Origin of the sequence: Thermotalea metallivorans (assembly GCF_001562415.1) — a bacterium.
Classification (GTDB): Bacteria; Bacillota; Clostridia; order Peptostreptococcales; family Thermotaleaceae; genus Thermotalea; species Thermotalea metallivorans.
The window spans coordinates 83,267-101,265 of sequence record NZ_LOEE01000003.1 but is presented as its reverse complement, the minus strand read 5'-3'; the positions used below and the strand labels follow the sequence as shown (position 1 = coordinate 101,265).

General features: G+C 37.7%; 17 protein-coding genes and 2 pseudogenes. 11 read left to right on the top strand and 8 right to left on the bottom strand.

The features are described 5' to 3' along the window. Positions 1-126: 126 nt before the first annotated feature. Positions 127-1,101, top strand: coding sequence for an RluA family pseudouridine synthase (locus AN619_RS00640; RefSeq protein ID WP_068554039.1), 975 nt, complete (start codon positions 127-129; stop codon positions 1,099-1,101). A 128-nt stretch (positions 1,102-1,229) separates the two neighbouring features. On the opposite strand, the gene AN619_RS00635 is transcribed toward AN619_RS00640, so the two are convergent. After that, positions 1,230-2,246: an asparaginase gene (locus AN619_RS00635; protein WP_068554037.1), complete on the bottom strand. Its 1,017-nt coding sequence runs from the start codon at positions 2,244-2,246 to the stop codon at positions 1,230-1,232. A gap of 559 nt (positions 2,247-2,805) precedes the next feature. Between AN619_RS00635 and lepB (AN619_RS00625) the strand changes: the two genes are divergently transcribed. The 8 genes from lepB (AN619_RS00625) (at position 2,806) to lepB (AN619_RS00590) (ending at position 10,998) form a co-directional block, all read left to right on the top strand. Continuing rightward, positions 2,806-3,327: a signal peptidase I gene (gene lepB, locus AN619_RS00625; protein ID WP_068554033.1), complete on the top strand. Its 522-nt coding sequence runs from the start codon at positions 2,806-2,808 to the stop codon at positions 3,325-3,327. A gap of 115 nt (positions 3,328-3,442) precedes the next feature. After that, positions 3,443-3,868: a CBS domain-containing protein gene (locus AN619_RS00620; RefSeq protein WP_068554031.1), complete on the top strand. Its 426-nt coding sequence runs from the start codon at positions 3,443-3,445 to the stop codon at positions 3,866-3,868. A gap of 241 nt (positions 3,869-4,109) precedes the next feature. Next, complete coding sequence (locus AN619_RS00615; protein WP_068554029.1) at positions 4,110-5,768, top strand: nucleoside kinase; 1,659 nt, start codon at positions 4,110-4,112, stop codon at positions 5,766-5,768. Positions 5,769-5,907: 139 nt separating this feature from the next. Beyond that, complete coding sequence (gene glsA, locus AN619_RS00610) at positions 5,908-6,825, top strand: glutaminase A (protein WP_068554028.1); 918 nt, start codon at positions 5,908-5,910, stop codon at positions 6,823-6,825. Positions 6,826-6,933: 108 nt separating this feature from the next. Continuing rightward, positions 6,934-8,628: an MASE3 domain-containing protein gene (locus tag AN619_RS00605; RefSeq protein WP_068554026.1), complete on the top strand. Its 1,695-nt coding sequence runs from the start codon at positions 6,934-6,936 to the stop codon at positions 8,626-8,628. 144 nt (positions 8,629-8,772) lie between these two features. Beyond that, positions 8,773-9,345: a winged helix-turn-helix domain-containing protein gene (locus AN619_RS00600; protein WP_068554024.1), complete on the top strand. Its 573-nt coding sequence runs from the start codon at positions 8,773-8,775 to the stop codon at positions 9,343-9,345. An 80-nt stretch (positions 9,346-9,425) separates the two neighbouring features. Further along, the gene (locus tag AN619_RS00595) at positions 9,426-10,262 is read left to right on the top strand and encodes a deoxyribonuclease IV (protein ID WP_068554023.1); all 837 of its coding nucleotides are present in this window, start codon (positions 9,426-9,428) and stop codon (positions 10,260-10,262) included. Between the two features lie 190 nt (positions 10,263-10,452). Next, positions 10,453-10,998: a signal peptidase I gene (gene lepB / locus AN619_RS00590; RefSeq protein WP_068554021.1), complete on the top strand. Its 546-nt coding sequence runs from the start codon at positions 10,453-10,455 to the stop codon at positions 10,996-10,998. 265 nt (positions 10,999-11,263) lie between these two features. Here the strand turns inward: lepB (AN619_RS00590) and AN619_RS00585 are convergent, their stop codons facing one another. The 7 genes and pseudogenes from AN619_RS00585 to AN619_RS16620 all read right to left on the bottom strand — a co-directional run bounded on the left by AN619_RS00585 (position 11,264) and on the right by AN619_RS16620 (position 15,598). Then, the gene (locus tag AN619_RS00585) at positions 11,264-12,133 is read right to left on the bottom strand and encodes a hypothetical protein (protein ID WP_068554019.1); all 870 of its coding nucleotides are present in this window, start codon (positions 12,131-12,133) and stop codon (positions 11,264-11,266) included. A gap of 170 nt (positions 12,134-12,303) precedes the next feature. Next, positions 12,304-13,113: a hypothetical protein gene (locus AN619_RS00580; protein WP_068554016.1), complete on the bottom strand. Its 810-nt coding sequence runs from the start codon at positions 13,111-13,113 to the stop codon at positions 12,304-12,306. 8 nt (positions 13,114-13,121) lie between these two features. Next, positions 13,122-13,424, bottom strand: coding sequence for a hypothetical protein (locus tag AN619_RS00575; protein ID WP_068554014.1), 303 nt, complete (start codon positions 13,422-13,424; stop codon positions 13,122-13,124). Between the two features lie 1,373 nt (positions 13,425-14,797). Then, positions 14,798-14,923 carry a hypothetical protein gene (locus AN619_RS16415; protein ID WP_278279801.1) on the bottom strand — a complete coding sequence of 42 codons (126 nt, stop codon included), beginning with the start codon at positions 14,921-14,923 and terminating at the stop codon, positions 14,798-14,800. After that, a pseudogene (locus tag AN619_RS16625) lies at positions 14,863-15,036 on the bottom strand (transposase); the annotation flags it as partial. The pseudogene AN619_RS16625 and the gene AN619_RS16415, both read right to left, overlap by 61 nt. A 108-nt stretch (positions 15,037-15,144) precedes the next feature. Beyond that, positions 15,145-15,393 (bottom strand): transposase, encoded by a 249-nt coding sequence (locus AN619_RS16235; RefSeq protein WP_242867259.1) that lies wholly within the window; start codon positions 15,391-15,393, stop codon positions 15,145-15,147. Beyond that, positions 15,356-15,598: a helix-turn-helix domain-containing protein gene (locus AN619_RS16620; RefSeq protein WP_242867261.1), complete on the bottom strand. Its 243-nt coding sequence runs from the start codon at positions 15,596-15,598 to the stop codon at positions 15,356-15,358. Before AN619_RS16620 ends, AN619_RS16235 begins: the two co-directional genes overlap by 38 nt. A gap of 449 nt (positions 15,599-16,047) precedes the next feature. Between AN619_RS16620 and AN619_RS00565 the strand changes: the two are divergent. Together AN619_RS00565 and queG are read left to right on the top strand one after the other, a co-directional pair. Then, positions 16,048-16,542: pseudogene (locus AN619_RS00565) on the top strand (IS3 family transposase); the annotation flags it as partial. A 236-nt stretch (positions 16,543-16,778) separates the two neighbouring features. Continuing rightward, positions 16,779-17,903 (top strand): tRNA epoxyqueuosine(34) reductase QueG, encoded by a 1,125-nt coding sequence (gene queG / locus AN619_RS00560; RefSeq protein ID WP_068554010.1) that lies wholly within the window; start codon positions 16,779-16,781, stop codon positions 17,901-17,903. The last annotated feature ends 96 nt before the right edge of the window (positions 17,904-17,999 follow it).

Here is a 17,999-nt window from a genome sequence, read left to right as displayed (position 1 = left end):
GCATTTTATGGACATTTGTCCCTTGGTTTGGAGGATAAATTGTCTCGGGGATGGTTAGGCTACTGAACAAAGGATGAAATCTCAACGGAAAAAAGCAAAAGAGAAATCAAAGGATGGTGGAAAAAGGTGAGGGAAATACGAATTGGAAAAAATGAAGAGAATCAAAGAATTGATAAGTTTTTAAGAAAATATATGGCCAAGGCTTCCTTAGGATTCATATATAAAATGATCAGAAAGAAAAGCATCAAGGTCAATGGAAATAAGATTGATAATGATTATATATTGAAATACGGAGATGCCATACAATTATACTTGAAGGAGGATACGATAGAGAGTTTTATAGAAAACAGAGAGGTAAGAAAGATAAAGCGGACTTTTCAAATTGTATATGAGGATGATTATTTGCTGCTGGTCAATAAGCCCTACGGATTATTAGTTCATGGGGATAGTCAGGAAAAAAAGAATACATTGATCAATCAGGTTACGGGCTATCTTTATGCAAAGGGAGAATATGATCCAAAGTCGGAAAAAACTTTTGTACCGGCCAGTGTGAACCGTTTGGATAGAAACACAAGCGGCATTGTGATCATTGGAAAAAATTATGAAACTGTTCAAAATTTGAATCAAATGATACGGGAAAAACACCATATTCGAAAATTTTATTTGACGGTTGTGAAAGGACAGGTAAAATCCTGCGGGGAATTGAAGGGTTATTTGTTGAAGGATGAGAGGGGCAATAAGGTGAAAATTGCAGAAAAAGAAGAGAATGGAAAAGACATTCATACAATGTATCGCCCATTGAAGACAAATAAAGATTATAGCCTATTGGAGGTAGAAATCATTACAGGTAGAACCCACCAAATTCGTCTTCATCTTTCGGCTATAGGGCATCCCATTGTGGGTGATCCCAAATATGGAGACAAATCGATCAATCAGGTCATGAAAAAAAAATTCGGCTTGGAAAATCAATTTTTGCATGCTTATCGGATCAGTTTTGAGAAGTGCATGGGGAATTTGAAATATTTAGAGGGAAAAACCTTCGAAGCACCCCTTCCCCAAAGACTGAAAGAGATTGAACAGAGTTTGTTCTCGGAAAGATAACAAAGTCTTCTGTTGAAAGATGTAAAGGAAGACTTTGTTGAAACCCATGACGGAAATGATGACTTATCCACAATCTATGAAAGTATATAATTTCTATGTGTTATAAAAAAGCTCCTGGGACGAAAGCCCTAGGAGCTTTGACGTTGAAATGCAAATACAGGTTGGAGCTCACCGATAATTTCTTGGCGATGATTTTTTAGCTTGGGTTTCCAATAGTCTTCTAATTTTTTCAATTCTTCCTCTGTAATCAAATCCAGCCTCTTCAAAACTTCTATAATAACCGGACCAATGGCTCGGTAGGCACCGTCATCGATTTTTAAGCAAATGCCGATGCCTTGATTTACAATGCCTACGCTGTAAACAGCTTCAGCGCCTAATTTGGCTACAATTCTTCCCCTTGTGGCTTCCATCAAGGCCGTATCCAAACGGTCTGTACCGGCCACATAAAAGGGGTTGTTTGTCATGGCTGCAAGGATTGTTCGAAGGGCTGTTATTCTTTTTTGAGAGAAATATCCTTCGGGTTTTGAAAATCTTGCATAGGCAAGGGCCATTTTACTGATATCCATTCCAAATACGGGTACACCACAGCCGTCGATGGCGACAGCCATATCTTCAGGTTTCATATGGCAACACTGGGCAACGGTATCCAGCATGATTTGCTGAATGGGATGGTGCGGGTGGAGATAGTTTTCCATGGGGAGATGAAGCAGTTTGCCTAAGGCCAGCATGGCTGCATGCTTTCCGGAACAGGGATTATGAACAGCTTCATATCGATCTCCCCCTCGAAGAATTTCAGCAGCGGTTTTCGAGTGCATTGGAGGGGCGATGCCGCAGTCCAGCTGTTCCTCTGTGCAGCCGATCTTGTGGAGGATGCCGCGTAGGGTTGCCACATGCTTTGCTTCGCCCCCATGGGAAGAAGTCATAAGAGCCAATTCATGGGGCTCAATCTGAAAATGTTCTATGCCCCCCCCTTCTACAAAGGGAGCCATTTGAAAGGGCTTTGCTGCAGAACGCCAAAAGGTGAAACGGTAGGGATCACCTACGGCATACAGCAGTTTGCCGTCTCTATCCACAACGGCTAAATCTCCGTGGTGGCGGCTTTCTATGTAATTGCCCCTTGTTACATGAACAAGTACCTCTGACAAATCAATCGCCTCCTTGAGGGAAAATGGAATATGATATATACTTATTATAACATTGGGAAAGATTTTAAAGTATCTTTTCATCCGGTTGCATATCCAAAAAAAATAGGATTTCCTTTATGGCAGAAGCGATGTCCAAAAGATCCATACGAAAGATACTAAGAAAAAAGTATAAAGTATATCACCCCAATTTAAGTTTTGCCATTATTTCTTATATTGATAAATACCACAAGCCATGATTGGCGTTGGAATGGCGTGATTCAAATTCTAAATGCAGAGAAAATGAATGAAATGATGGAGTTAAGGCATGCTTGCATCCCAGGCCATGGTTTTCGGGGAATCAGCAAAAAGGACATTGTGGTATCTATGGGAATACAGATCAGATTCTTGACGATTATGAAAGGATTTTGTCAAAGATAGAAATGCATGTGCAGCGGGGAAAATATGGAGAGTTGAACGCATACATTCTGGATATGATTTCAAATGACAAATAGGAATTGTTGAAAAAGGAAATAAATGATAAAATAAATTGAAACGGGCTGTTATAAAGGAGGAATTACGCATGAAGAAAGAGATTTTGGAGTGGATAAAGACAATCGTTGTTTCTGTGGTTATAGCGATGATTATTACGACCTTTATTAGGCCGACCCTGGTAAAAGGTTATTCCATGTATCCCACTTTGGATCAATATGATTATCTGATTATTAATAAAATACCCTATATGCTGCATGAACCAGAGAGGGGAGATATCGTGGTTTTCAAATCTCACCTCAAAACCCTGGAAGGAAAGGAAAAAGATTTGATTAAGCGGATCATCGGCATTGCCGGCGACCATGTTCAGATTACGGAAGGAAAAGTTTTCGTGAACGGCAAGGAACTGATAGAAGATTATATCAACGGGAATTATACGCCTGGAGAAGTGGATATGATTGTTCCCGAGGGAATGTTGTTTGTGATGGGAGATAATCGAGAAAACAGCTTGGACAGCCGGGATGAAAGGGTAGGGCCCGTGGAAAAGGACGCGTTGATGGGAAAGGCATTTCTTCGCCTTTACCCCTTTTCAAAGATTGGAAGATTGGACTGATAAACTCAGATCAAAAGGTCTGAGTTTTTTTCATGAATAAAAAAATGTGGTTTTAGTTTATTTTTTTGGCGGATTGCGCATGATAATTAATGAAAATATGAAAGGAGGAAAAAAGATGAGAGTAAGAGATTTGATGACAAGCAATGTATCCGTGGCAAGCCCTAACACACCTGTGCATCAGGTTGCAAAACAAATGAAGGATTTAAACGTAGGGTCGATTCCTATTTGCGATCAGGATAGACATGCACTTGGAATCGTAACCGATAGGGATATCGTGATCAGAAGCGTTTCCCAGGGCAATATGAATGCCAGTGCAGGGGATGTCATGACAAGCAATCTGGTATACGCTACCCCGGACATGGATGCCCATGAAGCTGCTGCGCTGATGGCAAAACACCAGGTCAGAAGATTACCTGTAGTGGAAAATGGAAAAATTGTTGGCATTTTGGCCATCGGCGATTTGGCTACGGTAAATATTTATGTAAATGAAGCTGGCGATGCCTTAAGCAGCATATCCAAACCAAGCGCACCACAAATGTAAAGTGAGAAAAGTTCCTGTTTTCAGGGACTTTTCTTAAGATCCAGAGAAATCTTTGAGATTTGCCTTCTTGCGCAGATCTGCACTGCTTTTCTAAAACAAAAAATAACAAAGTCTTCCTTATAAATCTTCTAGACGGAAGACTTTGTTTATTTGTAGATGGAAAGGGGAAAATTTGGGTATAATATATAGGAATTTTAAATATATATCATTAATGATTTGCGTGAGGGGGGATCAGAAGACGATGACAAAAAAATTGAAGATTACTTTAGAAGGTAAAAGGGAAATGACTGTGGATGAGGGAACAACACTGGCGGATATAAGCAAGGAAGTCCAGGCAGACTATCCTGCGGTGATTGTAGCTGCAAAAGTAAATAATAAACTTAGGGAACTGGGCTATTCTTTACATAAAGATGCAAATATTGAATTTATCGATTTGACGACTACGGATGGTGTGCGCATCTACCAAAGAAGTTTATCTTTTGTATTCATTCGGGCCTCCATGGAGATTTTGTCCGGCTGTAAAGTTACAGTGGAGCACTCCTTGAGCAAAGGACTATATTGTGAGATTCATTACAAGCGACCTATCCAGAAGGAGGACGTTCATAAAATTGAAACAAGAATGAGGGAAATTGTTGAGGAAGATGTACCCTTTATCAAGAGCAGCGTGCCCATTGGGGATGCTAAAAGAATTTTCAAGGAACTGGGCATGGAGGCCAAGACCAAGCTTCTCGACTATAGAAATAAACCAGAGGTCAATATTTACAGTTGCGGATGGCTGAAGGATTATTTCTATGGATATATGGTACCCAGCACTGGCTATTTAAAATTATTTAAATTAAAGTATTATTTTCCGGGAGTCATTATACAGTATCCGGATAAGTCAAATCCCAATGAGATTCCGACTTTTGTAGAGCAAAGCAAACTGGCCGCTATATTTAGAGAAGCAGAAAAATGGGGCAAAATACTGAATATAGAATATGTGGCTAATCTTAATGATACGATTCTTGAAAAAAAGTATCCGGAATTGATCCGGGTAGCAGAAGCCCTGCACGAGAAAAAGGTAGCTCAAATTGCCGATATGATTTTAGAAAAGAAAAAGAGAATTATACTCATCGCCGGGCCATCCTCTTCGGGAAAAACAACCTTTGCCCAAAGACTGGCCATTCAACTTAGGGTCAATGGTTTGCGGCCTGTATCTTTGTCTACGGATGATTATTTCGTGAACCGGGAAGAGACGCCCAAAGATGAGAATGGCGATTACGATTTTGAGTCTATTGAGGCAGTAGATGTAGAATTATTCAATGATCATCTTTCCAAACTTATCTTGGGAGAATGCGTGGCCCTGCCTACGTTTAATTTCCAAAAAGGAAAAAGGGAGTATCGAGGGAAAACTTTACAGATTTTAGAAGATCAGCCCATCATCATTGAAGGTATCCATGGGTTAAATGACAGGCTTACGACCGATATTCCCCATGACAAGAAGTTTAAAATTTATATCAGTGCCCTCACCCAGTTGAATGTTGATGACCACAATCGCATTCCCACTACAGATACACGATTGATCCGAAGAATTGTGCGGGACAGCAAATATCGTGGACATTCGGCATTGACCACCTTAAAACTGTGGAATTCCGTTCGCCGGGGGGAAGAAAAAAATATTTTCCCTTTCCAAGAAGAAGCGGATGTGATGTTCAACTCAGCTTTAATCTATGAACTGGCAGTACTGAAAAAATATGCTGAGCCACTGTTGAAAGAAATTAGCATAAATGAAAAGGAATATTCGGAAGCAAAACGCTTATTGAAATTTTTAAGCTACTTTTTATCTATAGAGGACGAGCATGTGATTCCTCAAACTTCGATTATCAGAGAATTCATTGGGGGCAGTTGCTTTGCCGAATAATATGGCGTTTTTGAGGAAGCTTATGAAAACAACAATATATGCCAAAATATTAAAAAAGTTGCATAGACAGTCTATTGACTTTAGTTTCAGGATATTTTAAAGTAAGAATTGCAACACAATGAGAAAGGTGGGAATGTCTATGGAACTTTTGTTATCAGAGTTAGTATCAAGGAATCGCCATTGGACGAATTTTGGAAATGTAGCAACCTATATTCCTGAGCTGAAAAATGCCAATAAGGATGCCTTGGGCATTGTGGTTGTGGATATAGAGGGAAATATTTATAAGGCCGGAGACTATGAGACGAAATTTACAATCCAAAGCATATCCAAGCCCATTACCCTTATGCTGGCTTTGATGGATTACGGGCCGGACCATGTATTTGAAAAAGTAGGGATGGAGCCTACAGGAGACCCATTCAATTCCATGAGAAAGCTGGAAACCATTAATCCTTCCAGACCTTTGAATCCTATGATCAATGCAGGGGCCATCGCCGTGGCCTCCATCATTCGGGGCAAGGACAATGAGGAAAAAATGGACCGAATTCTCCAGTTGTTTCGGAAAATATCAAAAAATCCAAATCTGAATATCAATGAGAATGTATATCTCTCTGAAAAGAAAACGGGAGATAGAAACCGGGCAATGGCTTATTTCTTAAGGGATGTGGGTATCATCGAGGGAGATGTGGAGGCAATACTGGATCTATATTTTAAACAGTGCTCCATAGAAGTTACCTGTGAAGATATTGCCCATATAGGCATGTTTCTTGCCAATCACGGCGTAATCAAAGAGACAGGAGAACAATATGTTCCGAAAAACATTACACAGATTGTCAAAACTTTTATGGTTACCTGCGGCATGTATGATGCTTCCGGAGAGTTTGCCATCCAGGTGGGTGTACCCGCCAAGAGCGGTGTCGGGGGAGGCATCATGTGTGCTGTTCCCAATCGCATGGGGATTGGTGTCGTAGGACCTGCTTTGGATAAAAAAGGAAACAGCATTGCAGGGGTAAAGGTCCTGGAAAGTTTATCAAAGGAGTTGGCATTAAGCATATTTTAGCACAGTTCCTTGTGGCAAGGAACTGTGTTATGAACAAAGAAATATGTTGAACAAAATTGAAATTTGATGGAGGATTATGCCGTTTCGTGTAGAAAGAATTTATTAAGAATGATTATTGAAACGGAGTGGAATCCTTTGGTAAGCATCAAGGAAAAAAAGACGGTGGACTGGAAATATCTTTCCTTAATTTTTATATGTTTTGGTTCTTTGTTATTGTTTCAAATTGCAGGAACATTAGAAATATATATCTATCGCGTCATAGGAGACATTACATTTTTGACTTATCATATGATCTTGGAGTTCATCAGCGTTGTGATTTGTTTTGCGGCTTTTACGATTACCTATTATACTTATTTAAAGAATCATCGTTTGAGGCTGCTTATTTTTTCATCTGTTTTTTTTATCACCGGCTGGCTGGATTTTTTCCATGCCATGGGCTATAATGGGATGCCTGTCTTTTTTACAGACAGCTCCATTGCTAAGGCAACAACTTTTTGGATCATCGGCAGGCTTGTTTTTGCCATAGGATTGTTGACTGCAGGAATCATAAAGTATTATCGTAAAGCCACATGGAGTCGGGTATACTTTTTGTGGGGGAGCATTGTTTTAGCTGTTGCTATCTCCTATATGGTGACGAATCATCTGGGACTCTTTCCTCCTTTGTTTATAGAAGGACAAGGATTAACAAACATAAAGATCTACTTAGAATATGTGATCATGCTAGTCTTTGTCATTGCTACAGCTTTTTATGTCCGGGATTATTATACCACAAAGGATAAGGTATTTATCATCATGGCTGCCGGACTGCTGGTAAGTGCCTTTGCCGAGGTTGCTTTTACCCTCTATAGGAGTGTGTATGATATTTATAATTTCTTGGGACACCTTTACAAGATAGCGGGAATCTATTTGATCAGTAGAGCCATTTTTATCTATAACCTGGATAAACCCTATATGGATCTGCAGAATGCCAAAAAGAAAATAAAGATTCATGCAGAAAACCTTGAAAAAATCGTAGAGCGAAGAACTTCTGAAATTCAGAAAGTAAACGAAAAGATGATTCAAGATTTAGAGTATGCAAAAAAAATTCAGGAATCCTTATTACCGCCGAAGGAGTTGAAAATTTTTGGTGTCCAATTTATATCGGAATATATTCCCTGTGAGCGCTTAAGCGGTGATTTTTATGGGATTTACGTAATTGATGAAGAAAATATTGGCATGTATATTGCCGACGTGGCGGGACATGGTGTTTCTGCAGCCATGATGACGGTCTTTGCCGATCGTGTGATCAAGCCTACAGGCTTGCAGGAGCGGACATTGTCCATAGAAGCTCCCCATAAGACCTTGGATCATTTTTATCGTGAATTTAACAAATCTCAGTTTCCTATAGAGATGCATGTCGTGATATTTCATGCCATTTATAATATTCGAAACAAGATATTATCTTATTGTTCCGGTGGAATGAATGTATTGCCCATTGTAGTAAGAAAAAACGGAGAAGTAACCACATTAAAGGAAAGTACAGGCTTTCCCATATGTCGTTTTGGTGATTTGTTCATACCGGAGTATAAAAAAGGAGACATAAGGTTGGATAAGGGAGACCGAGTGATTTTTTATACGGATGGCTTAGTGGAAAGTTTTAAAAATAATACACCCTTTGAGCAGAAAAGGCTGATCCAATTGTTACTGGAGAATAGGGAGGAAACCTTGGAGGATACTAATAAAAAAATTTTAGAGCAGATACAGCGTGCCGGATTGGAAGTGAAATATGACGATGACGTTACCTATTTTATTATGGAAGCTTAAAGGATGAAGATCTTTCTGTAGTTGCGGCAGATGTATTGATGCTTTTGACAACCCGTTAGAAAAAGTATATAATATATGTAATTGTTACAATAAATTAATAATTTTATAAATGATTCAATCTATAAAAGAATAGAGGAGATTGGTATGAAAGATATACTCGTATTGAGGGAATTGGACCAAATAAAGGCAATTTCTCATCCTTACAGGCTGGAGATCATTGAATGCTTTGAAGAGGATCAGCCTGCTACGGCGAAGCAAATTGCAGACCGTATGGGAGAGCCCCACGCAAAGGTGAATTATCATATTAAGACGCTTCAAAAAGTAGGAATTCTGGAACTGGTGGATGAGAAGGTAAAATCGGGCATTATTGAAAAATATTATCGTCCTGCTGCCAAAACCTTTGTCATTGATCGAAGTATTATGAATACCAGTGAAAAAGGAGTTATGGAATCTATTCATCAAGCCTCTATATCTATTTTTGAAAATATCAGCAATGACTTCTATAGGGTTGTTGAAGCCGCCAATGATCAAGAGTATGTAAAAATGCTGCACTATCATGACTATTATTTAACCTTTGAAGAAAGGGAAGAACTGCACCGTTTACTGGAAAAAACCATTGAAAATTTCATAAATGACAAAAAGGATAAAACAAGGGAAGGGACAAAGGCATACTCCATATCTACCCTTGTGATCCCAAGAATGAGAAAAAAGAAATAGGGAATCATTCGCGAAAAAGGCTTATGACATAGGTTGCATAAGTCTTTTTTGTGATGGAATTCAAAAGAGGAGGAAACAAGATGTTAAATATAGGGGCCCATTTGACGATTTCCAAGGGCTATGAAAAAGCCGCCCTAGAAGCAATCTCCATCGAAGCCAACACATTTCAATTCTTTACAAGAAACCCGCGGGGGGCAAAGGCACGGGAATTAGACTTGGAGGACATCCAACGGCTGGACCGGATATGCAAAGCCCATGGCTTTGTTTCTTTGTTGGCCCATGCCCCTTATACCTATAACCTGGCATCCCCCGATGCAGAAACCTGGGAGCTGGCCAAGAGATTACTCAGGGATGATTTGGACAGGCTGCAGTACATGGAGAGCTGCCATTACATGGCCCTCCATCCTGGCAGTCATGTAAAAAACGGCATAGTATCAGGTATTCTAAGAATTGCGGAGGGTCTAAACGACATATTGACAGGAAAAGAAAATACTATGATTTTGCTGGAGGGCATGAGCGGAAAAGGAACGGAAGTAGGGAGTTGTTTTGAAGAACTAAAGGCCATTATAGATAAAATAGAATACGGAGACAAAATCGGTGTTTGTCTGGACACCTGCCATCTGTATAGTGCGGGGTATGATATTGTAAACAGTTTGGATCAAGTGTTGGAGGAATTCGATAAAATTGTAGGTTTGTCCAAGTTAAAGGCCATACATTTAAATGACAGTATGGTGGCGTTCGGAAGCCGTAAAGACCGGCATGCCCGGATCGGCGAGGGAACCATAGGCCTGGAGGCCCTGGTAAGGTTTATTCAACACCCCGTTATCAGAAATCTACCCATTCTTCTGGAAACCCCCAATGAGGTAGAAGGATACGGGGAAGAAATCAGATTGTTAAGAGAAAAATTTGAAAAATAAGCGTAAGAATGAGAATAAGGCACAGGGCTTTATTCTTTTTTATTTGTTCCTCCGGAAATATTTCAGCATACCATCCACATATAATAAATTGACTCCAAAATCTCCTGCCGTAAAAATTCATTTTTAACGGATTATAAAAATTGCAATGAAGGAGATAATGAATAAATAAAGAGGTGCAGGGTGTGATGATATGCTGGATCAAATGGTGGATATATTGAAAAAAATATTGGCGGCTGTCTTGATTGCAATCCTGATGGAAGAGTTTGTCTTTGGTTTTACTGTTGTGCAGGGAGAATCCATGGCTCCCACGGTAAAAAACCATGACAAATTATTCGTGAATAAAATCAGCTATTTGTTTCACAAGCCTCAAATAGGAGATATTGTGATTTTTCATCCCCCCATTGAGGAGAGAAAGAAGGAATTCTTCATCAAGCGGGTCATTGCCGTTGAAAATGACGAATTCTTGATTCAAAATGGAAAAGTGTATATCAATGGAAAAGCAATAGATGAACCCTATGTAAAGGCTGAAAAATACGAAGAAAAAGATTATGATATCTGTCAAGGAAGAGTTCCCAAGGGCATGGTCTTTGTCATGGGAGACAATCGAAATGACAGCAATGACAGCCGATCCTTCGGTTTTGTTCCCATTAAAGACATTGAGGGAAAAGCAGATTTCAGGATATGGCCTTTTGATACGGCAAAGGCTTTTACAGTGAATGATGCTCATAAGGATTGAGAAAGATTTCCCAATCCTTATTTATGTTATAATAGAAATAATTCAGAATAGAAACATATAGGCTTATAAGGGTTTTCAACATTCATCTGGTAGGTAAACCCAGTCTCGTTAATCTCATTGTGCTATAAAAATCAAGGAATGTCAATGTATACAAGTGGTTATCCCAATCTTTTCCTTTCACTTTTCCCTTTCATTATTTATATTCTGCCCTTTCTCTTTTCATTATGAAGTGGTCTTCATCATTTCTTTTGCAGGATAAACCCAGTTATTTTATTTCAATGTTTACCTTGCGGGTACTTTCATCAAATTTTATTGTGGCAACGGATTTGAGATCTTGCACATATATTGCAGTAAATCCCCTTATGTTGAATGATTTTATAGTTTCGCCCTCAAGTTTTACCTGAATCTTCGTAACCAAGACATCGTCAATTATCGTGCCTACAGGCCGGCAGCCCTCCTTTGGTATTTCTCTATGATTGATTTTATCAAATTTACCGGTTTTATCGATATAGACGACTTTCTCTAAATCATTAAACTTTACGTTAAATCCTAATCCATGCAAATCCTTTGCAAATATAACCGTACGACCATTGATATTGAATGAAGGGATTTGCTCCCCATGGATATAAGTAGCGATATCTGTTGATAACAGTCTGTTGATTGGAGCACCAATCCATGTATAGGGTTCAACATATAATTGCGTTAAGGCATTCACATCTCTTACTTCAATAAGGGAATACCCGCCGGTATTATGACTGGGGATCAGTTTTCCATCTATCATAATCTTTACATCGCTTTTATAGGTCTTTCCATCCTTCAAACTATGGGATTTTAATCCGACCACTTCTTTTTCAGGATTAAACGTGAGCGTTGTTGTTCTGGTTTTATCATCCCAGACCATATCATAGCCGTAATAGATTAAATCTTCTGCACAAATAGCATCTATGTTATAGTATTGATATGTAGGTATTTCAAGATGTGAATAATCATCACCTCTTGAAATTTTACCATTTTTCCACTTTTGAATAAAAACTCCTTCTTCTGTTGTTCCATAAGACATACCTAAGCCGCTATTCCATAAAGCTAAACAACACAAAATCACGCCTATGAATATTCTGGAAAATCTGCTTCTCATACCATCACCTTTCTTTTTAATGAAAGTTTTGTAAATCTAGCTATTCACGACGACCTCTCCTTAGATAAAGCAATATATGCTTCTAGAAAGAGTAATTACTCCTTTATAAGCATATATTTTAAAATGCTATCTTGTAAAGCATATTTATATAGAGAAATTATAATATATATTTATTGAGACATTTGGATAGTAACATATTCCTCATAATACTTAAGTGGGTTTGAAATGGTGATAAAATTTTTATCTTCTAGCGTATCACCTACTAAATAACAGGGATAAGTACTGCTATAACTAATACGCCCTGGATGAGAGCTTTGTAAGTAAGTTGAAGTAGCTTTTGTCGTAAGTGTAGTGCTATAGAAATAAACATCGCTCCAATGTGCATTTGTCAACTTGCTGCCATCCAAAATTCTAGAATGTTGGGCTAAAGCAACTTCTCTTGTCAACTCAATATTTGATGGTGAACTAGTAAATGCAGGGGATAGATAATAATCTATTTGATCTATAATGCTCCAATTTGATGGATCTCTTACAATAATCCTAACGTACCCATTAACTAACTTCATATTTAAATAGAGCTTTCCATCTACATAATTGGAAGCCTTTATAACTGGACCACTGGGATTTTCATACCATTGTCCCGTATTTACAAAAAGTTTCCATCCTCCAAGGCTCTTGTAATAGCATAGACCCGCATCAAATCCTTTCCAAGGATCCACTGTCTGATATCCACCAAAGAACATGTATGGAATAGAATTATCTATTCTTGTAGAAGTAGATTGTACAGATACACTTGGCAATTGTACATAACCAGTCGCTTCATGGAATTTATAGCTAGGCTTAGTATAGGTAATTACATGAGCTCCTGTACTCTCAGCTGTAGTAGCCAGGTCATATGTGGATACATTGACACTAGCATCTTTATTAGCATTTTTCCTATGAGGAACGGGAAATTCTATGCCATTATCATACTGAACCAAACCATCCTTTACTTTATATTTTTTAATTTTATTGAACCCAATTTTGATGGCCTAAACTTAATAAATCCTTCTTTTATTTTTTCAATTTGTTTGCTATCCATGTCTTCTTTTATGAGAGTGGATACCTGCATTACATCATCCTCTAAAGATTTTATCTCATGTTCTTTAAATCCTTTATCTTTTAAAAACTTAGCAGCTTCTTTATATGATTCATATTCTTCATAGGAATTACTTTCTTTGGTAGCATAAGAAATCATGCTTAATGAAATTAACATCAAAATGCATAAAGTAATTGATAGCATTTTTCTCATATTAGTCCTCCTTTGCTTCTGGCATTTTTTAATCTGATAATGGCATTGATTGCATGAAAATATTTGGTGATCATATGTAAAACATGCTATCGATCCCTCCTTTTTTGTGTATAATGCTATTTGCAAGTGTTTATTTTTATTTACATAATAAAAATAAACACATATACTTTATTTAATGATTTATTTAAATCATTACTTAATAAATTGATAATAATTAATGAATATTGTTTGTAATGTCATAACAATTGTAAAAAGTATCCGTTTGACAAAATTTTATCATGTCGGAATAGTTTTGTAAATTTTATTTTTTCGACAATATATTTTAATTTATTACATTATTTATCAATTTTACATCTATAAACCTTTTAAATTTGGATAAAAAAAGAGGTTCAACCACGAATTTTACAATAAAGTGTACACCTATCCTGTCAATGAATAATTTATAGAAAAAATATTCATACAATTGAAAACCTTCATTTTCTTGTAATGCATAAGTTTTCCTAATAATGGTTTTTGATGATGTTAAAGCTAATTAATTTCCCCTGAAAAAATCAATATTTTAATTTATCTATCCGCATATATTAGAAATTTTTAAACAACTGCTCACTTTTTGCTGTAATTTCCCCTTTATTTTGCCATCGCTTAGGTTATGGGGCAAGATTCCAGATCCAATCAGTATTGCAAGATCGGGCATTTTTTCATCCGGCGGTATTATGCAAAACATACGCTAGGTAATACTATCTCCTACTTCTTGCACCAATGTTTCGAAGCTGAATCCATATCGATGCTTTAGATATATCAAACGTAAATGTGTTTATAATATCAATGCTACATTTGAGCCACAAATTCCTTTTTGCCTATCAAAATCTTTGATTTTTCAGTGGCAACTAAATTAGCTGTAACAATCTACCATGCCGGTATAGTTGTATTCTACTCCGAAGTTATCCAATACCCAATGCTTAATGATATTGACAGTCCAATTCTTTTTATTGGGTAAAATAAGTGCAAGCCATTTTCTTTTGAGCTATAGCGATTATGAATAAATCAATTGTTGAAGGAATTTACATGCAGCTACTATCCTAGTTTTCGTTTCGTTCATTTTGTGATATCATAGAAGTTATCAAAAACCTCATTTTTATGTGTATTGATGGGATTTTAATAGCAGATGCAAGATTTGAAAGGGAAGATGGAGCAGAAATCAGGATTCACGAAAAAAAAAGATAGATACTAGCACAGGAGGGGTTAGGAAATGAGTGAAAAACTACAACGCTTTACCAAACTTTTAAGGGATATGTTTGAGTTGGAGAAACCGTAGATAAACCATTTTAGAGCATTATTTATTCTTACAAGTAATGGTAAAATTTTAGGCCTATTTATGCAGCATGTAATCCTATACCTGGTAATTCATAATAGTAATTTTTGGCATAAACAACAGATTTTATGAGTTCTTTATCTTCATTAAATTGGTCATAAAGAGCAGCAATTTCATCACACAACACTTTCTAGCCCCAATATTGAAGATCTTGTTTTTCAGCAAGTTCCATATATTTTCTTGGGGATTCAGTTGTGGTGAATAGGCAGGTGTATTGATGAGAACCAGTCTTTCTTTATTTGACTCAAAAAATCTTTATATTTTCCCATTGTTGTGTGTTCTGGCATTGTCTAAAACGAGATATACCTTCTTATTAGGATTACGCTCTAATAGGTGTTTCATGAATCTTTATATTTCTTCACTGGTTATACTCTGTTTTGCTGAATAGATATCAGCAATTGTATCAAAATTTTTAGTAATTTCTGTGACTCCTATGATATTTACACCTTGGTGAGAACCGTTGCTTTCTAATATAGGGGATACCCCCACAGGACTCCAGCTTCTCCTGTTATCTGATTCGGTTCTTAGTCCTGTTTCATCCATTACGTATAACACACTTTCAGAATCGTTTTCTACAGTACATACTAAATCTATCATTTTTTTTAAAGGCTTCCTGTTCGGATTTTTTGCCTTTTGTTGGTTTTTTCTGAGCTCTTTTAAAACTAAAGTTGTTTTTGTGAAGGATATTGCGTATAGTTTGTGGGCATAATCTGACTTCATAGTTTTGGTACAGATAATCTGCTAGAAGTTGAGCCGTCCATACGTGCCCTAATAGACTGAAATCATTAAGCGTAGTATGCATAACTGTTTTTAGAAGATCATCTGCCATTTCAGCAGTAACTTTACAATTAGAAGGAGTCTTTCCTCTATGATCTTCTAGTGCCTTTATGCCTAATCTATTCTAACGTTTGATATAAACATAGATATTCACATCTGACTGTAAGAGAAAATCTGCTATTTCTTTAACTTTATGACCTTGAGCAAGCATTACAATTGCTGTAAGTATACTGCGTGCTAATGCTACACTGTGGATGTTTCTTAACTTTTTCATGATATTAGTATATAGACATACAACGCTAAAGTTTGATTTATGTCTTTATGAAGATAAGCTTTTTATGCAGCAAATATTTTATTGCCAGTTACCAGCTGTCAGCTGCCAGCACTGGTGACTGATGACTGGCAACTGGCAACGAACTGCTATTCAAAAATATAACTTTATGAAATTAAATTCAATTTTGATGTTGTAAATCTATAAAAAGAGACTTTACAACAACCAAAATTAATGAGAAATGGGTAGCTGATATTACCTACATCCATTCATTAAAGGACGGATGGAGTTATTTAGCATCTATCATGGATTTGCATACCCAAAAAATAGTAGGATATAGCTTTTCGAAGACTATGGATACATCCTTAGTATTAAAGGCATTAGAAAATGCCATAACCACACAAAAACCAAGCCAAGGTTTAATTATACATTCAGACAGAGGTTCACAATATACATCAAAGGAATACCGCGATGCAGTAGAGTCAAGAAGCTTCAAGTTGTCATATAGCGCTAAGGGATGTCCTTATGACAATGCCAGTATAGAAAGCTTTCATGCAATATTAAAGAAACAATGTGTATATCTGAATACATTCATAGATCATGAACATGTAAAATCAGTATTATTTCAGTATATAGAAGGGTTTTATAATAGAAAAGGAATCCATTCATCAATTGATTCTATGACCCCGATAAACTAATGAATAAATGCTAAAATAGCTTGTTCCGAAGGCTATATATAGCTTGCTTTGAGTTTATCGCCTTCGGGTAAAGCCAGGTGCGTTTATGAATAGTTTGTCAAGGGTGGCGGTAGGTGAAATAAAAAACTTAAATTTGTGTCCAAACTATTGACATAGATCCACTTTGTGGATTTTATAGAAAGAAATACAAAAAATATGGCTGAAGCTTGCAAGAGTTTTTCAATGGGGGAAAGATTGTGAAACTGGAAGATAAAATTAAACATTATGCCATGGAGATAGGGATCGATCTGATTGGTTTTGCTTCCGCAGAATCTTTTGAAAGGATTGGAAAAATCCAGGCCTGCAGAAAAAAAAGAGGCCATTTGTCCGGATTTGAAGAGCAGGATATAGAAAAAAGGAAAAATCCCCTTCTAACCATGGAAAATACAAAAACGATTATTGCGGCCGCCGTAGGATATTATATGCCCGAGGAGCCATGGACAGAGGCAGGGGATGAGCCTGCAGGGGAGATTGCTCGAGTTGCTTGGGGACGAGATTACCATCAGATATTGAGAGAAAAGCTGAAAATGTTGATGGCGTATATAGAAGGGATTGCAGGAAGCTTTGACTATAAAATATATGTGGATACGGGACCCCTGTCCGATCGGGAAGTTGCCTTCCGGGCGGGTATTGGATGGTTTGGAAAAAATAATATGCTCATTACGGAAAAATATGGGTCCTGGGTATTCTTAGGCTATGCATTGACCAGTTTGGAATTAGAGCCGGATAGGCCTTTGGAAAAACAATGTTTGGATTGTCAGGCATGTATCAGGGCTTGCCCCGGAGGGGCTTTGGCAGAGGGATTTGCCATGAACGAGAAAAGGTGCCTGTCCTATATTACCCAGGCCAAAGAAGAGATTGATGAAGAGATGAAAAGGAAGTTGGCCAATCGCATCTATGGTTGCGATGTTTGTCAAGGGGTGTGCCCTCAGAATCGTTCTGCTTCTATGGCAAGGAATCGGGATTTTATGCCGGAAAACAGGAGCCACAGGCCGAATCTGGCACGGTTGATACAAATGACCAAAAAAGAATTTCAAGAAATCTACGGAGAAACGGCTGCAGGCTGGAGGGGGAGAAATTATTTCAGGAGAAATGCCATCATTGCTGCCGGGAATTCAAAAGATCCCCGGCTATTGCCCTCTTTGGCCGGTGCATTGCAGGATGAAAGCACCATGATCAGAAAGCATGCCGCTTGGGCCATTCATCAGATTGGGCAGGGCGGCCATGAACTGTTAAGGAGGCATTTGTCCATAGAGAAAGAGAAGGAAGTCATTGATCTGATCAAAGGATATATAGAAGAGGCAAAAAAGATAAAAGGGTAGGATGTATATTCTTTTGAAGCGGGAAAATGCAATTCCTGCTTTTTCATTTTTATAGATTTACAACTTCAAAATTGGATTTACTTGAAAAAATTATAT

Coding starts and splice junctions, on each gene's coding strand:
- lepB (WP_068554033.1), top strand. CDS start 2,806: ATGAAGAAAGAGATTTTGGAGTGGATAAAGACAATCGTTGTTTCTGTG.
- AN619_RS00620 (WP_068554031.1), top strand. CDS start 3,443: ATGAGAGTAAGAGATTTGATGACAAGCAATGTATCCGTGGCAAGCCCT.
- AN619_RS00615 (WP_068554029.1), top strand. CDS start 4,110: ATGACAAAAAAATTGAAGATTACTTTAGAAGGTAAAAGGGAAATGACT.
- glsA (WP_068554028.1), top strand. CDS start 5,908: ATGGAACTTTTGTTATCAGAGTTAGTATCAAGGAATCGCCATTGGACG.
- AN619_RS00605 (WP_068554026.1), top strand. CDS start 6,934: ATGATTATTGAAACGGAGTGGAATCCTTTGGTAAGCATCAAGGAAAAA.
- AN619_RS00600 (WP_068554024.1), top strand. CDS start 8,773: ATGAAAGATATACTCGTATTGAGGGAATTGGACCAAATAAAGGCAATT.
- AN619_RS00595 (WP_068554023.1), top strand. CDS start 9,426: ATGTTAAATATAGGGGCCCATTTGACGATTTCCAAGGGCTATGAAAAA.
- lepB (WP_068554021.1), top strand. CDS start 10,453: ATGCTGGATCAAATGGTGGATATATTGAAAAAAATATTGGCGGCTGTC.
- AN619_RS00585 (WP_068554019.1), bottom strand. CDS start 12,133: ATGAGAAGCAGATTTTCCAGAATATTCATAGGCGTGATTTTGTGTTGT.
- AN619_RS00575 (WP_068554014.1), bottom strand. CDS start 13,424: ATGAGAAAAATGCTATCAATTACTTTATGCATTTTGATGTTAATTTCA.
- AN619_RS16235 (WP_242867259.1), bottom strand. CDS start 15,393: ATGATAGATTTAGTATGTACTGTAGAAAACGATTCTGAAAGTGTGTTA.
- AN619_RS16620 (WP_242867261.1), bottom strand. CDS start 15,598: ATGCATACTACGCTTAATGATTTCAGTCTATTAGGGCACGTATGGACG.